This window comes from Streptomyces sp. NPDC086835, assembly GCF_044745705.1.
GTDB lineage: Bacteria > Actinomycetota > Actinomycetes > Streptomycetales > Streptomycetaceae > Streptomyces.
This window is the reverse complement of the sequence record NZ_JBIVAU010000001.1, coordinates 1237253-1251826: the sequence shown is the minus strand read 5'-3', so window position 1 is coordinate 1251826 and position 14574 is coordinate 1237253. Positions and strand designations below refer to the sequence as shown.

Genomic DNA, 14574 nt, shown 5'->3' with positions numbered 1-14574 from the left:
TGCCGGACGCCGATGGGCGACGGCCCTTGTCGCGGGCAGGTCAACACGCTTCAATGCGGGGTTACGCGCCGCTGTGAACGGCCCGACCCGGATGTGAACACTTCCGTCCGGCGCTCCACGTCCCCGGAGGATCCATGGGCCACACCGAGGCCGACCTGGCGCAGGTGCTGAACACCGGCCCCTTCCATCTCGCGCTCCGCGCCGCCCTCGCCGTACGGGGCCTGCCGCTCCAGCGCGTCCAGCACCACCTCGCCCACCGCGGGATCAAGGTCGGCGTGACGAGCCTCAGTTACTGGCAGCAGGGCGCCCGGCGCCCGCAGCGCCCCGAGTCGCTGCGGGCGGTGCGAGCCCTGGAGGAGGTTCTCGGTCTCCCCACCCGATCCCTGGTGCGGCTGCTCGGGAGCGGCGGGGAGGACGGGCCCGCGGAGGCCGAGCGGCCCGCCGGCCGCTCCCACCACGCGCTCGTGGACTCCCTGGACGCGGCGGAACGGCTCCTCGAGGGTCTCCGCTCCCCCGAGGGCCGGGGCCTGCACACCATCGGGCATCAGGAACGGGTGCGGATCGGCGCGGGGCGGCAACTGCTCGGACGTGACTCGCAGCAGGTCGTACGTGCCCACCGCGACGGCGTCGACCGCTGTCTCGCCGTCCACCGCGGCGGGACGGGCTGCGATCCGGCGGCCGTGGAGGTGAGCGCCCTGGAGAACTGCCGCCCGGGTCAGGTGCGGTGGGACCGGGCGAGCGGCGTCGTGGTCGCCGAGCTGCTCTTCGACGCCCCGCTGCGGGAGGGCGAGACATACGTCTTCGGCTACGGCTTCGAGGACGGGACCGGCGGCCCGAGCACCGAGTACGTACGCGGCTTCAGCTCCGCGGGCGGGCACTACATGCTCCAGGTGCGCTTCGAGCACGGCGCCCTGCCCGAGCGGTGCCACCGCTTCTCCCGGGCCACGACAGGGGCGCCGCGAGGCGCCCGCACGGAACTCACGCCCGGTGCGCGGCACCGCACGGTGCACCTCGTGGAGCAGGGGGTCCGCCCCGGGATCCTGGGCATCGCCTGGGACTGGGGCTGAGCCCCGTCTCCCACGGGCGGGTCTTGCGGGGTTACGCGCCGGGGCCCGCGACGAGCTTGCCGCCCTCGGCCCTGACCGGGACCTCGGGCAGCGGCACGGTGGCCGGGCCCTTCAGCGCCTTGCCGGTCGTCACATCGAAACGGCTGCCGTGGCAGGGGCAGTTGCCCTCGGTGCCCTCCACCTTGTCGAGCACGCAGCCGGCGTGGGTGCACTGGGCGCTGAAGGCCTTGTACTGGCCCTCTGCGGGGCAGTGCACGATCAGACGCTGCTCCCGGTACAGCTTGGCCCCGCCGACGGGCACGGCGTCCGCCGAGCCCAGGTCCACGGGTGCGGTGGGGGTGGGCACCTCCGCGTGCCCCAGCTTGGAGTCGGTGGAACATCCGACGACCCCCAGCCCGGCGGCCCCCGCGACGGCGGCGCCCTTCAGGACGGTACGGCGGGCTGTCGGGGACATGGGGACTCCATGGGTGGGTCGAATCGGGTGTGGTCCGGTTGGGCCGGGGGGCTTCGCTGCCCCGACAGACCCGACGATACCGGCGGAGATCGCCGCGGCGTCGGGCGGGTGGGGGGCGGTCCGCTGCGCGGGCCTGTCTCCCTGCCCTCCCCTGCGGCCCGGCGGCCGTGGGAGGTACGCCCCGGCGGGCTGGATTCCGCTCCGCGACATCAGCCTCGCCGGCGGGGGCAACCTCATCCTCGCCGGCGTTTGAGGCGCGGGAGGTCCGGAGGCAGAGCCCCCGGTTCCGGGAAGGGACGGGGTGGGGAAACGGCAGCGGACCCGCCCCCACCCCACGTCGTCACCCCTTCCGCGCCGCCCGCGCCGCCGTCTTCTTCGCAGGCTTCGCCACCGTCGCCGCCGCCTTCACCGACGCCCCCGCCCTCGCCGACTTCACCGGCTTACGCGCCGCCGGTACCGCCGCCGCAGCGTCGCTGATCCGGTCCGCGTCGAGGATGTCGCGCAGGAACTTGCCGGTGTGGCTCGCCGGGACGCCCGCGACCTGCTCGGGTGTCCCCTCGGCGATCACCAGGCCACCGCCGCTGCCGCCCTCCGGGCCCATGTCCACGACCCAGTCCGCCGTCTTGATGACATCGAGGTTGTGCTCGATGACGATCACCGAGTTCCCCTTGTCGACGAGGTCGGACAGCACGTTGATCAGCTTGCTGATGTCCTCGAAGTGCAGGCCGGTGGTCGGCTCGTCCAGGACGTAGACCGTGCGGCCGGTGGACCGCTTCTGCAGTTCGGACGCCAGCTTCACACGCTGCGCCTCACCGCCCGACAACGTCGGCGCGGACTGACCGAGCCTGACGTAACCGAGTCCCACCTCGTTGAGGGTGCGCAGATGGCGGGAGATCGTCGGGACGGCCTCGAAGAAGTGCAGCGCCTCCTCGATCGGCATGTCCAGGACCTCGGCGATGGACTTGCCCTTGTAGTGGACCTCCAGCGTCTCGCGGTTGTACCGCGCTCCGTGGCAGACCTCGCACGGGACGTAGACGTCCGGCAGGAAGTTCATCTCGATCTTGATGGTGCCGTCGCCGGAGCAGTTCTCGCAGCGGCCGCCCTTGACGTTGAAGGAGAACCGGCCGGGCAGATAGCCGCGGACCTTGGCCTCCATCGTCTCCGCGAAGAGCCTGCGGACGTGGTCGAAGACGCCCGTGTACGTCGCCGGGTTGGACCGCGGAGTGCGGCCGATGGGCGACTGGTCGACGTGGACGACCTTGTCGACGAGGTCGTCGCCGTCGACCCGGGTGTGCCGGCCCGGCACCGACTTCGCGCCGTTCAGCTCGCGGGCGAGGTGGGTGTAGAGGATGTCGTTGACCAGGGTCGACTTTCCGGAGCCGGAGACTCCGGTGACGGCCGTGAGGACGCCGAGCGGGAACGCGACGTCGATGTCCCGGAGGTTGTTCTCGCGGGCGCCGTGCACGGTCAGCCTGCGCGACGGGTCGACCGGGCGGCGCAGCTCCGGGGTCGGGATGGACCGCTTCCCGGAGAGGTACTGCCCGGTGATCGACTCCTTGTTGGCCAGCAGCTGCTTCAGCGACCCGGAGTGCACGACCTTGCCGCCGTGCTCGCCCGCGCCGGGGCCGATGTCGACCACCCAGTCCGCGACCTTGATCGTGTCCTCGTCGTGTTCCACGACGATGAGGGTGTTGCCCATGTCGCGCAGGCGGACGAGGGTCTCGATCAGCCGGTGGTTGTCCCGCTGGTGGAGACCGATGGACGGCTCGTCGAGGACGTAGAGCACGCCGACGAGGCCGGATCCGATCTGGGTGGCGAGCCGGATCCGCTGGGCCTCGCCGCCGGACAGGGTGCCGGCGGCCCGGTTGAGCGACAGATAGTCCAGGCCGACGTCGACGAGGAAGCGCAGCCGCTCGTTGACCTCCTTGAGGACCCGCTCGGCGATCTTCTTGTCGCGGGCGTTGAGCTTGAGGCGGCCGAGGAACTCGGCGCATTCGCTGATCGACATCGCGGAGACCTCCGCGATGGACTTCTCCATCACGGTGACCGCGAGGACGATCGGCTTGAGCCGGGTGCCCTCACAGGTGGGGCACGGCACCTCGCGCATGTACCCCTCGAAGCGCTCCCTGCTGGAGTCGCTCTCGGCCTCGGAGTGCCGCCGCTTGACGAACTGCACGGCCCCTTCGAAGGCCGGGGTCGTCCAGGCGCGCTCGCGGCCGTAGCGGTTGCGGTAGCGGACCTCGAGCCGGGTCTTGTGGCCGTGGAGCAGGGCCTTCTTGGCGCGGGCGGGCAGCCCGGCCCAGGGCATGTCCGTGGAGAAGCCGAGTGCCTGGGCGAGCCCGTCGATCAGGCGGCCGAAGTACTCCTTGGTGTGGCCGTGCGACCACGGGTGGATCGCGCCCTCGTCGAGGGACTTCTCCTCGTCGGGGACGATCAGCTCGGGGTCGACCTCCATGCGCGTGCCGATGCCGGTGCAGTCGGGGCAGGCGCCGAAGGGCGAGTTGAAGGAGAAGGAGCGGGGCTCGAGCTCCTCGAAGGACAGGTCGTCGTACGGGCAGTACAGGTGCTCCGAGTACATCCGCTCGCGCTCGGGGTCGTCCTCTGGGAGGTCGACGAAGTCGAGCACGACCATGCCGCCGGAGAGCCCGAGCGCGGTCTCGACGGAGTCGGTGAGCCGGCGCTTGGCGGAGTCCTTCACGGTGAGGCGGTCGACGACCACCTCGATGGTGTGCTTCTCCTGCTTCTTCAGCGTGGGCGGCTCGGCGAGCTGGATGGTCTTCCCGTCGACCCGCGCCCGGCTGTAGCCCTTGGTCTGCAGGTCGGAGAAGAGGTCCACGAACTCGCCCTTGCGCTCGCGCACCAGCGGCGAGAGCACCTGGAAGCGGCTGCCCTCGGGCAGCTCGAGCACCTTGTCGACGATCGCCTGCGGCGACTGGCGCGAGATGGGCCTGCGGCACTCGGGACAGTGCGGCTTGCCGATGCGCGCGAACAGCAGACGCAGGTAGTCGTAGACCTCGGTGATGGTGCCGACCGTGGAGCGCGGGTTGCGCGAGGTCGACTTCTGGTCGATCGAGACGGCCGGGGAGAGGCCCTCGATGAAGTCGACGTCCGGCTTGTCCATCTGTCCGAGGAACTGCCGGGCGTAGGAGGAGAGCGATTCGACGTACCGGCGCTGCCCCTCGGCGAAGATCGTGTCGAACGCGAGGGACGACTTGCCAGACCCCGAGAGCCCGGTGAACACGATGAGGGAGTCACGCGGGAGGTCGAGCGAGACGTTTTTCAGGTTGTGCTCGCGAGCGCCACGAACGATGAGACGGTCGGCCACGCCGGTCCGCACCTTTCTGAGTAGAAGCGGAGGCACAGCCCCCGTCCGAGGCTGATTCTCAGCCTAGGGGGCCGCCAGAAGATGAATGCCTGACTTTCAAGGATGCCTCCACCGAGCGTATAGCACGCGCATTCGATTTCAGGACGTCCGCAGAGACCTTCACCCGATCGAGTGGGCGGGGCTAGGGTCGACCTCATGATCGATCCTGTGAGCGACCTGCGCTCTGTACGTGAAGCGACGGACCGGCTCCTCACCGCAGCCGCCGGACTGGACAACGCAGCCGTGGCCGGACCGTCACGGCTGCCGGGCTGGACCCGCGGTCATGTACTGGCCCACATCTCCCGTAACGCCGACGCGCTCGTAAATGTTCTCGAGGGCCGGCCGATGTATGTCACAGGTGAGGCGCGCGACGCCGACATCGAGCGCGACGCGCCCCGCCCGCTCCCCGAGCAGCTCGACGACCTGCGGGCCTCTGCCGAACGCTTCCAGGATGCGGGCCGCGCCTCCGGCGACTGGGAGCGCACGGTGGAGCTGCGCAACGGCGTGACCGACCGTGCCGCCCGGGTCCCGTTCCGCCGCCTCGTCGAGGTCGAGCTGCACCATGTCGACCTGGGAGCGGGTTACGAGCTGGAGGACCTGCCGAAGGAGTTCACCGAGCGGGAGACCGAATTCCTCGCCGAGCGCTGGAGCGGCCGCTCCGACGTGCCGCCGACCAGGATCCTCGCCGCCGGCGGCGAGTGGCGGACGGGCGGTTCCGAGGGCGCTCCGGTCACGGTCTCCGGCTCCCCCGCCGACGTCCTGGGCTGGCTGTCAGGCCGCCGCGACGGCTCGGCCCTGGAGTGCGCCGGAGGCCCGCTGCCCGTACTGCCCCCGCTATAGGCTGAGACGCATGACATACAGCGGAGCGGTGAAGGTCGGCGGCCCGGCGGACGTGCACGAACTCGCCGACCTGATGATCTCCAAGGTCGCGGTCGGACCGATGGACAACAACGCCTATCTGTTGCGCTGCCGGGCCACCGGCGAGCAGTTGCTGATCGACGCCGCTGCCGATCCCGACACGCTGCTGCAGCTGATCGGCGACGACTCCATCGCCTCCGTCGTGACCACGCACCGGCACGGCGACCATTGGCAGGCTCTGGAGGACGTGGTCCGGGCGACCGGCGCGCGTACCTACGCCGGGCGTCATGACGCGGACGGCATCCCCGTCCCCACCGACGTACTCGTCGACGACGGCGACACGATCCGGGTGGGGCGCGTGGAGCTGACCGCCCGTCACCTGGTGGGCCACACTCCGGGATCGATCGTGCTCGTCTACGACGACCCGCACGGCCACCCGCACGTCTTCACCGGTGACTGCCTGTTCCCTGGCGGTGTGGGCAACACCCACGACGACCCGAAGGCGTTCACGAGCCTGCTCGACGGGGTGGAGGAGAAGCTGTTCGGCCGCCTCCCCGACGAGACATGGGTGTATCCGGGGCACGGCAAGGACACCAGCCTGGGCGAGGAGCGGCCGCACCTGGCCGAGTGGCGCGCACGCGGCTGGTGAGACGGACGGGCTCCGCGCCGGCCCCTCGGCCGGCGCGGAGCCCGTCCGCCACGGGGTCGGTCTCGGTGACCGGTCGTCAGCGCGCGATGCCGAGCAGTTCGAGCACCAGGCGTGTGGTGCGCGCGTGCCAGTCGGCCGCGCCGCGGAGCATCGCGTGGTCGCCACCGGGCATCGGCAGTTCGCGGACGTCGGCGCCCGCCGCTCGGGCCCGTGCGGCGAAGGCCCAGGTCTCCGCGGGGTCGGTGATCCGGTCGCGGTCGCCGTGCAGCAGCACCACGGTCCTGCCTTCGAGGTGGTCGACCGGGTCCTTCGGCGGGCACCAGGGGGCGAGACCGACGACCGCCTTCACCTGCGGGTGGCCGGCCGCGTGCAGGGCGGCCCGCGCGCCCATGGAGTGGCCCACCAGGACCGTCGGCACGGGGCCGGTCAGTGCGCCCAGTTCTTCCATGGCCAGGCGGGCGTCACGGGCCGCGTCCGCGCGCTCGCCGTTCCAGCCGCGATGGCCGTAGCGGACCCGGCCGATTGCCACACGGTGTCCGGCCGTGGCGCGGCCTATGGCACGCGCGAACGGCCTCATCCGCGCGAGCGGGAGGTTCAGGGCGGGCGGTGGCTCCAGTGCGTCGGCGCGGCCTCCGTGCAGCAACAGAACGGCGGCTCGCGGCTCCTCGGCGGCCCGGTACAGCCGCAGCGCGGGCAGCGGCTCCTTCGCGCCTGTACGTACGGCGATGGCGGTCACGTCCTAGGTCTCGGCCGGGTGTTGTCGTGGGTCACGGTACGAGGTGCCGGAACGGACGACGGCGGGTGCGGACGGTGCTTCCGTCCGCACCCGCCGGTGCGTGCTCCGCGTGCCGCGGTGCCGCGCGGTCAATCAGGCCTCGACGCTGTCCTTCTTCGCGCCCTCGGCCGCCTCCCGCTCCGCCTGCTTCTTGGAGGCGATCAGGCTGGTGATGGTCGTGATGACGAGCACGCCACAGATGACCGCCAGCGAGACCGGGATGGAGATCTCCGGGACGTGCACACCGCTCTCGTGCAGGGCGTGCAGCACCAGCTTCACACCGATGAATCCGAGGATCACCGACAGGCCGTAGCTGAGGTGGACCAGCTTCTTGAGCAGTCCGCCGATGAGGAAGTACAGCTGCCGCAGACCCATCAGGGCGAAGGCGTTGGCCGTGAACACGATGTACGGGTCCTGGGTCAGACCGAAGATCGCGGGGATGGAGTCCAGCGCGAAGAGCACATCGGTGGTTCCGATGGCGAGCATGACCACCATCAGCGGCGTCAGGATGCGCTTCCCGTTGTTACGGATGAAGAGCTTGGTGCCGTGGTACTTGTCGGCGACGCCGAAGCGGTGCTCGATCGACTTGAGGAGCCTGTTCTCCTCGAACTCCTCCTCTTCCTCGTCCGACCGCGCCTCCTGGATGAGCTTCCAGGCGGTGTAGATCAGGAACGCGCCGAAGATGTAGAAGACCCAGGAGAAGCTGGCGATGATCGCCGCACCGGCCGCGATGAAGATGGCGCGCAGCACCAGGGCGATGAGCACACCGATCAGCAACACCCGCTGCTGCAGATGCGACGGCACCGCGAACTTCGCCATGATCAGGACGAAGACGAAGAGGTTGTCGACACTCAGCGACTTCTCGGTGATGAAGCCCGCGAAGAACTCGCCCGACGCCTGGCTCTCACCGGCGAACAGCAGGCCGAGGCCGAAGAGCGCAGCCAGCACGATCCAGACCACGGTCCAGATGCCGGCTTCCTTGATCGACACGTCGTGGGGCTTGCGCCCGATGAAGAAGTCGACTGCGATGAGGGCGCTCAGACCGAGAATGGTCAGCACCCAGAGAGTCATTGAAACGTCCACTGCGCCTCCGGCGTCGTACGGCAACTATCAGCGTCGTCGCTGCCGGAGGTCTCCTCCACCCGGGCCGAGCGCCACAGGCCGACGCCCCGGGACCTCTCTGTCGGTCCGTATTGACGGGCACGCCGCAAGTCGGGAGTACTCCCCTCCGCGTAAAGAACCGTACATGAAAGACCAAGGAAAGGTAAAGGGGGAGGTAAAGCAGAGGTCAAGTCACCAGGTCGGCGGCGCGGGCCGCCGCAGCGCGGTCAGCGGTTCCAGGACCTCCGGGCCTCCGTCACGCGGGTCAGCACCTGCCGCAGCACGTCACTGCCCTCCGGTACGGCCAGCGGCTCGTACGTCCACGCGTGCCGCACCCACGGGTCGGCCAGGTGGTCGTCGGGGACCGGTGTGACGCGCAGCAGCGAGCGCCACAGCGGATCAAGGACCGGGCCGTAGGCCGTGGCGTCCTCCCGGTCCGCGACCATCATCAGATGGACGCCCACGGCCGGGCCCTCGTCGGCCAGATAACGCAGCTGGGTGACGGCGCGGTCGTCGAAGCCGTGCGGGAAGTCGTTGACGATCAGCAGCTGCTCGCCGGTGTCGAGGTCAGGGGGGAGCGAGTCGGCTGCCCCGCCGCGCACCGCCATCGTCACCAGGTCGACCCGCTCGGTGAGCTTGGCGAGGACTGCGCTCACGCCCTGGGCGCCCGCGGCCGGCGGACCGGCGAGGGCCCCTGAGTCGACCAGCGGCGCCAGTGAGGCGGCGGCGGAGCCGGCCGGGTCGATGGCGTGGACGGTGAACTCGCCGGGCGGGTACACGGCGAGCAGCCGGGCGGCGAGCGCGACCGCCGAGTCGACGGCGAGCCGGCGCAGCTGCGCCTCGTCCAGCGCCATCGCGGCGTCCGAGCTCGAGCGGCCGCTGTCCACCCACAGGCCGCGCTCCAGCGGCAGCCGCACCAGGCACGGGATCCGCAGCTCGGGGCTCTCCGGCAGATGGAGATCGCCGAGGCGCAGCGCCATCGGGATCTCCATGGGGACGCGGTAGGCGTGCCAGCAGGGGTTGTCCCAGCGGGCGAACGCGGGCGGCAGCGCCGGCTCGACGACCTCGGACTCCGCCGCCAGCTGGGCGAGGTCGCGGTCGAGGACCTGGCGGGCCTGGTCGGTCAGCTGCTCGCACTTGGCACGTGCCGCGGCCCTCGCGGCGTCCCCGGTGCTGCCGATGCGGCTGCGGGGGTCGGACAGGACGCTGTCGAGCTCCTTGTCCATCCGGGACTCGGCGAACTCGACGGCACTGCGGTACGCCGCGACGGCCCGGGCAAGGTCCTCGAACATGCCCCAGACCTGGTTGTAGAGCCGCTCCTCCATGGACCAGCCGCTCGCGTCGCCCGCCACCGGGGCGGGCGGCCGGCCGGGCTCACCGGGCTGCGCCGCGGGGGCCGGCGGGGGCGGCGCCGACTGCCTGCGCGGATGGGCGTAGTTGATGGGGCCGCCGGGCATCTGCGGGGCGTCGGGTGTGGGCGTCTGCGGTGGAGCGGGGTCGGCGCCGGTGGTCTGGGGGGCGGCCAGGCCGCCGGTGAGCGTGGCGTCCGCGGGGGACGGCTGGTCCGGGCCGGACGCCGCTCCCACGGCGTCGGCGGCCGTGTGCAGCCGGGCCGGCTCCGCGCGGTGCGCGCGCGGCGCGACGGTCTCCTGGATGGCCGCCGCCGTCCGGTCGGCCTGGGCCATGCCTTGGTCGGCCAGCAGCTGTGCGAGCCCGCCCGCGTATCCCTGGCCCACCGCGCGGACCTTCCACGCACCCTGGCGGCGGTACAGCTCGACGGCGACGAGCGCGGTCTCGGTCTCCAGGCCGGTGATGGTGAAACTGGCCAGCTCGGAGCCGTCCTTGGCCATGACCGCGACGAAAGGCGCGGCGGTGACGCCGAAGCGGTCGGGGCCGCCGGTGCCGACGGGGAGCGCGAGCAGCACGTTGACCTGGTGCACCTCCGCGGGCACCGCGTCCAGGTCGACGGCGAACCGGGGGGACCGCTCGGCGCGCTCCGGCACCTCGACGCCGGGCAGACCGGTGGCGCCGGGGTGGGCCACCCACTCCTCGCGCGCGACTCCCCGCTCGTCGGAGCAGGTGGCGCAGGCGACGACCGGATGGCCGGCCGACACGCGGATCTCAAGTCGGCTGTCGGGCAAGGGGTGGTTCTGCCCCCGGACCAGCTCGGCCGTCATCGCTCTGTCCCCTCGGTGCGCTGCTGTTGCGGTTGGTACGCGGGCAGCTCCCGGCGGCTGGGCCTCCGGGAGCTGCGGTCCGACTGTGAATGCCGCCGGTTCCTACAGGTGCGGCAGGATCGCGGGCATCAGGTCCTGGAACGTACGGCCGTTGGCCGGGTTGCCGAGGGCCGTCATCTGCCAGCCGGCGCCGGCGCGGTGCACCTTCGCCATGATCTGCGCGGTGTACTGGCCACCGCCGTCGAGGGTGTACCGGGCCAGCTCCTGGCCGTTGGTCTCGTCGACGATGCGGCAGAAGGCGTTCTGCACCTCCTGGAACGTCTGGCCGGTGAACGAGTTCACCGTGAAGACGATCTGGTCGATGTGGACCGGGACCCGCTGCAGGTCGACGAGGATCGCCTCGTCGTCACCACCGGAACCGGCGCCGCCGACCAGGTTGTCACCGGTGTGCTTGACGGAGCCGTCGTCGCTGACGAGGTGGCGGAAGAAGACCACGTCCACCGGCTGCTTGTCGGCGAACAGCACCGCGGAGGCGTCCAGGTCGACCTCCCGGGTGCGCGAGCCGAACAGACCGCGGCGAGGCGCTGCCTGCCAGCCGAGGCCCATCCGCACCGCCGTGAGGGTGCCCCCGTCACTCTTCTGCAGGCTGATGGCCTGGCCCTTGGTCATGTTGACCGTCACGCGCTGTCCCCTTCTCGCGAATTGCCACCGCCCATGTGTGCGGTTGTTCAAGCACCCTACGCAGTCGCACCGACAGCGCGGCGCGGTCGCCCGATTTTGTGTCGGTCTTGCAACACACCAGGTGTGTGCATCCGTCACGCCCCGCCCACCGGGCTCAGGCGAGCCCGGCCTCCTTCATCTGGCGCAGCTCCTTCTTCAACTCGCCCACCTCGTCACGCAGTCGGGCGGCGACCTCGAACTGCAGCTCCGCGGCGGCCGCGCGCATCCGGTCCGTCATCTCCTCGATGATCCCGGCGAGTTCGGCCGCGGGGCGGTCCGTGAGGATGTCGCCCTTGCGGCCTGCTCCGGCGCCGAGCGACGGGACCGGCGCCTTGGCGCCCTTGCCCGGCTTGTCGGCCTTCGCCTGGCGGTAGCCGGTGCCCAGCAGCTCCTCGGTGTCGATCTCCTCGCGCGCGATGGTCGCGACGATGTCGTTGATCTTCTTGCGGAGCGGCTGCGGGTCGATGCCGTTCTCCGTGTTGTACGCGATCTGCTTCTCGCGGCGGCGGTTGGTCTCCTCGATGGCCTTCTCCATCGCCGGCGTGATCTTGTCCGCGTACATATGGACCTGGCCGGAGACGTTGCGCGCCGCGCGGCCGATGGTCTGGATCAGGGAGGTGCCGGAGCGCAGGAAGCCCTCCTTGTCGGCGTCGAGGATCGCGACCAGCGACACCTCCGGCAGGTCGAGACCCTCGCGCAGGAGGTTGATGCCGACCAGGACGTCGTACTCGCCGGAGCGCAGCTCGCGCAGCAGCTCGACACGGCGCAGCGTGTCGACGTCGCTGTGCAGATAGCGGACCTGGATGCCGAGCTCGAGGAAGTAGTCGGTGAGGTCCTCGGCCATCTTCTTGGTGAGTGTGGTGACCAGGACCCGCTCGTCCTTCTCCGTGCGCTCACGGATCTCGTGCACGAGGTCGTCGATCTGGCCCTCGGTGGGCTTGACGACGACCTGCGGGTCGATGAGCCCGGTGGGACGGATGATCTGCTCCACGAACCCGTCGCCGCGGGACAGTTCGTAGGTGCCCGGTGTCGCCGACAGATAGACGGTCTGGCCGATGCGCTCCTTGAACTCCTCCCACTTCAGCGGGCGGTTGTCGAGGGCGGACGGCAGTCGGAAGCCGTGGTCGACGAGAGTGCGCTTGCGGGACGCGTCGCCCTCGTACATCGCGCCGATCTGCGGAACCGTGACGTGCGACTCGTCGATGACGAGCAGGAAGTCCTCGGGGAAGTAGTCGAGAAGGGTGTTCGGCGGGGACCCGGGCTCGCGGTCGTCGAAGTGCATCGAGTAGTTCTCGATGCCGGAGCAGGAACCGATCTGGCGCATCATCTCGATGTCGTACGTGGTCCGCATGCGCAGCCGCTGGGACTCCAGCAGCTTGCCCTGCTTGTCGAGCTCGGCGAGGCGCTGCTCCAGTTCGGCCTCGATGCCGTTGACCGCCTTCTCCATACGCTCGGGACCCGCGACGTAGTGGCTGGCGGGGAACACGTACAGCGATCGGTCCTCACTGAGGATCTCGCCGGTGAGCGGGTGCAGCGTGGACAGCGCCTCGATCTCGTCACCGAACATCTCGATCCGGACGGCGAGCTCCTCGTAGACCGGGAAGATCTCGATGGTGTCGCCGCGCACCCGGAAGGTGCCGCGCTGGAAGGCCAGGTCGTTGCGCGTGTACTGGATGTCGACGAAGCGGCGCAGCAGCTGGTCGCGGTCGATCTCGTCGCCGACCTTGAGCTGCACCATCCGGTCCACGTACTCCTGCGGGGTGCCGAGGCCGTAGATGCAGGAGACGGAGGCGACCACGACGACGTCGCGCCGGGTGAGGAGGGAATTGGTCGCGGAGTGCCGCAGCCGCTCGACCTCCTCGTTGACCGAGGAGTCCTTCTCGATGTAGGTGTCCGACTGCGGGACGTACGCCTCGGGCTGGTAGTAGTCGTAGTACGAGACGAAGTACTCCACCGCGTTGTTCGGCAGGAGCTCGCGGAACTCGTTCGCCAGCTGGGCGGCCAGGGTCTTGTTGGGTGCCATGACCAGGGTGGGGCGCTGGAGCTTCTCGATCATCCAGGCCGTGGTCGCCGACTTGCCCGTGCCCGTCGCTCCGAGCAGGACGACATCCTTCTCACCGGCACGGATGCGTCGCTCCAGCTCGGCGATGGCCGTCGGCTGGTCACCGCTGGGCTGGAAGTGGCTGACGACCTCGAAAGGCGCCACCGTACGTTCGATCTTGGAAACGGGCCGCATGCAACAACCGTACGACCACCCACTGACAGTCGGGGCGTGAACGGTGGCGGACCGGCCGCCTCAGCGGCGGTCCGCTCCCCAGGGATCCCGCCCGGCCCCCCGTACCGAGGCCCGGGCGGCGGGCCGCCGGACCCTGGGCGCGGACAGGTCGGGGCGCAGCGCCCTGCCGTCACCGCGCCCGGGCCGGTCCGGCCCGCCGGTCACCAGCAGCGGGTCGAACAGGACCGCGATGGCGGCGATCAGCAGGAACACGGCGGGGCCGACGAGCACCGGGGCGAGGAGCTCGGCCGGCGGGTCGCCGACGACAGCGGCGTCCACCGCTTCGTGGACATGGACGCTCACTGCGGCCATCCCGGTGTAGTGCATTCCGCTCACGGCGAGGCCCATGAGCAGGCTGGCCCCCAGGCTGACCATGAAGCCGTGGACGGACACCGCTGCCCAGAGCGCCGCGGTGGCCGCGACGACGGCGACCACGACGGACAGGGCGACCGTGACGGTGTCGTACTCGATGCGTCCGGCCAGTCGCATACCGTCCATGCCCAGGTAGTGCATGGACGCCACCCCGAGTCCGGTGATCGTCCCGCCGGTGACGAGGGACATCCGGGTCGCGCCGCGGTGGCCGACGATGAAGATCCCGATGCCCGCCATCACGATGCCCACGGCCAGGCTGGCAAAAGTCGTCGCCTTGTCGTAGCCGATGGGGACCTCTTCGACGGTGAAGCCCATCATCGCGATGAAATGCATGCTCCAGACGCCCGAGCCGATCGCCGTCGCGCCGAGCGCCAGCCAGCCCGGCCGGAACGAGCCCTCCCCGCGTACGGACCTCGTGGTGCAGCGCAGTCCCAGCGCTCCTCCGAGGCATGCCATCAGATAGGCCGCCACCGGGGTGACGAGGCCGTAGCCGAAACCGTCCACCGTGCCCTGCATCCCGTGCACCCTTCGTCCCGTGCGATCCCCGGCGCCCTACGATCCCCGCGATCTTGGATGGAACGTCTGGTTCTGGGCGAGCGTACGGCTCTCGCAACCGCACACGGAAGTGCGGGCAGACGTCTTCACAGAGATTTGTCGACCCGGTCACCGCGTCCGCCCACTCGGAACCACACCCAAGACCGCCCAGGGGCGAACCCGTTCACCTTGTGGCCATACTTCGCCTGTGCCTCGTTGGCCGGGAAC

11 protein-coding genes are annotated in these 14574 nt (G+C 70.5%); 3 read left to right on the top strand and 8 right to left on the bottom strand.

The features are described from left to right. Positions 1-134 precede the first annotated feature (134 nt). On the top strand, positions 135-1067 hold the full coding sequence (locus ACIPJI_RS05735) for a hypothetical protein (protein WP_402244635.1): 933 nt from the start codon (positions 135-137) through the stop codon (positions 1065-1067). A gap of 31 nt (positions 1068-1098) precedes the next feature. Here ACIPJI_RS05735 and ACIPJI_RS05730 read toward each other — a convergent pair whose 3' ends face one another. Together ACIPJI_RS05730 and uvrA are read right to left on the bottom strand one after the other, a co-directional pair. Then, entirely contained in the window at positions 1099-1521 is a 423-nt protein-coding gene (locus ACIPJI_RS05730) for a Rieske (2Fe-2S) protein (protein ID WP_356623992.1), read from the bottom strand. A gap of 340 nt (positions 1522-1861) precedes the next feature. Next, complete coding sequence (gene uvrA, locus ACIPJI_RS05725; protein ID WP_356623990.1) at positions 1862-4846, bottom strand: excinuclease ABC subunit UvrA; 2985 nt, start codon at positions 4844-4846, stop codon at positions 1862-1864. Between the two features lie 195 nt (positions 4847-5041). Between uvrA and ACIPJI_RS05720 the strand changes: the two genes are divergently transcribed. Then, positions 5042-5725 (top strand): maleylpyruvate isomerase family mycothiol-dependent enzyme, encoded by a 684-nt coding sequence (locus ACIPJI_RS05720; RefSeq protein WP_356623987.1) that lies wholly within the window; start codon positions 5042-5044, stop codon positions 5723-5725. Positions 5726-5735: 10 nt separating this feature from the next. Then, positions 5736-6392 carry an MBL fold metallo-hydrolase gene (locus ACIPJI_RS05715; protein ID WP_402244633.1) on the top strand — a complete coding sequence of 219 codons (657 nt, stop codon included), beginning with the start codon at positions 5736-5738 and terminating at the stop codon, positions 6390-6392. Positions 6393-6468: 76 nt separating this feature from the next. Here the strand turns inward: ACIPJI_RS05715 and ACIPJI_RS05710 are convergent, their stop codons facing one another. From ACIPJI_RS05710 to ACIPJI_RS05685, 6 genes are all read right to left on the bottom strand, one after another. After that, entirely contained in the window at positions 6469-7128 is a 660-nt protein-coding gene (locus ACIPJI_RS05710; protein ID WP_402244631.1) for an alpha/beta hydrolase, read from the bottom strand. 132 nt (positions 7129-7260) lie between these two features. Continuing rightward, a complete protein-coding gene (locus ACIPJI_RS05705; RefSeq protein ID WP_307705794.1) occupies positions 7261-8250 on the bottom strand; it encodes a TerC/Alx family metal homeostasis membrane protein in 990 nt (329 codons plus the stop codon). Positions 8251-8495: 245 nt separating this feature from the next. Then, complete coding sequence (locus ACIPJI_RS05700) at positions 8496-10445, bottom strand: TerD family protein (protein WP_402244629.1); 1950 nt, start codon at positions 10443-10445, stop codon at positions 8496-8498. Between the two features lie 102 nt (positions 10446-10547). Then, the gene (locus ACIPJI_RS05695) at positions 10548-11126 is read right to left on the bottom strand and encodes a TerD family protein (protein WP_005318943.1); all 579 of its coding nucleotides are present in this window, start codon (positions 11124-11126) and stop codon (positions 10548-10550) included. A gap of 154 nt (positions 11127-11280) precedes the next feature. Next, positions 11281-13401, bottom strand: coding sequence for an excinuclease ABC subunit UvrB (uvrB, locus tag ACIPJI_RS05690; protein WP_402244627.1), 2121 nt, complete (start codon positions 13399-13401; stop codon positions 11281-11283). A gap of 60 nt (positions 13402-13461) precedes the next feature. Continuing rightward, complete coding sequence (locus tag ACIPJI_RS05685) at positions 13462-14328, bottom strand: MHYT domain-containing protein (RefSeq protein WP_307705797.1); 867 nt, start codon at positions 14326-14328, stop codon at positions 13462-13464. Positions 14329-14574: the final 246 nt, after the last annotated feature.

What these genes read in the sequence shown, in the direction of transcription:
- ACIPJI_RS05735 (WP_402244635.1), top strand. Translation starts at nt 135, where the DNA reads ATGGGCCACACCGAGGCCGACCTGGCGCAGGTGCTGAACACCGGCCCC.
- ACIPJI_RS05730 (WP_356623992.1), bottom strand. Translation starts at nt 1,521, where the DNA reads ATGTCCCCGACAGCCCGCCGTACCGTCCTGAAGGGCGCCGCCGTCGCG.
- ACIPJI_RS05720 (WP_356623987.1), top strand. Translation starts at nt 5,042, where the DNA reads ATGATCGATCCTGTGAGCGACCTGCGCTCTGTACGTGAAGCGACGGAC.
- ACIPJI_RS05715 (WP_402244633.1), top strand. Translation starts at nt 5,736, where the DNA reads ATGACATACAGCGGAGCGGTGAAGGTCGGCGGCCCGGCGGACGTGCAC.
- ACIPJI_RS05700 (WP_402244629.1), bottom strand. Translation starts at nt 10,445, where the DNA reads ATGACGGCCGAGCTGGTCCGGGGGCAGAACCACCCCTTGCCCGACAGC.
- uvrB (WP_402244627.1), bottom strand. Translation starts at nt 13,401, where the DNA reads ATGCGGCCCGTTTCCAAGATCGAACGTACGGTGGCGCCTTTCGAGGTC.
- ACIPJI_RS05685 (WP_307705797.1), bottom strand. Translation starts at nt 14,328, where the DNA reads ATGCAGGGCACGGTGGACGGTTTCGGCTACGGCCTCGTCACCCCGGTG.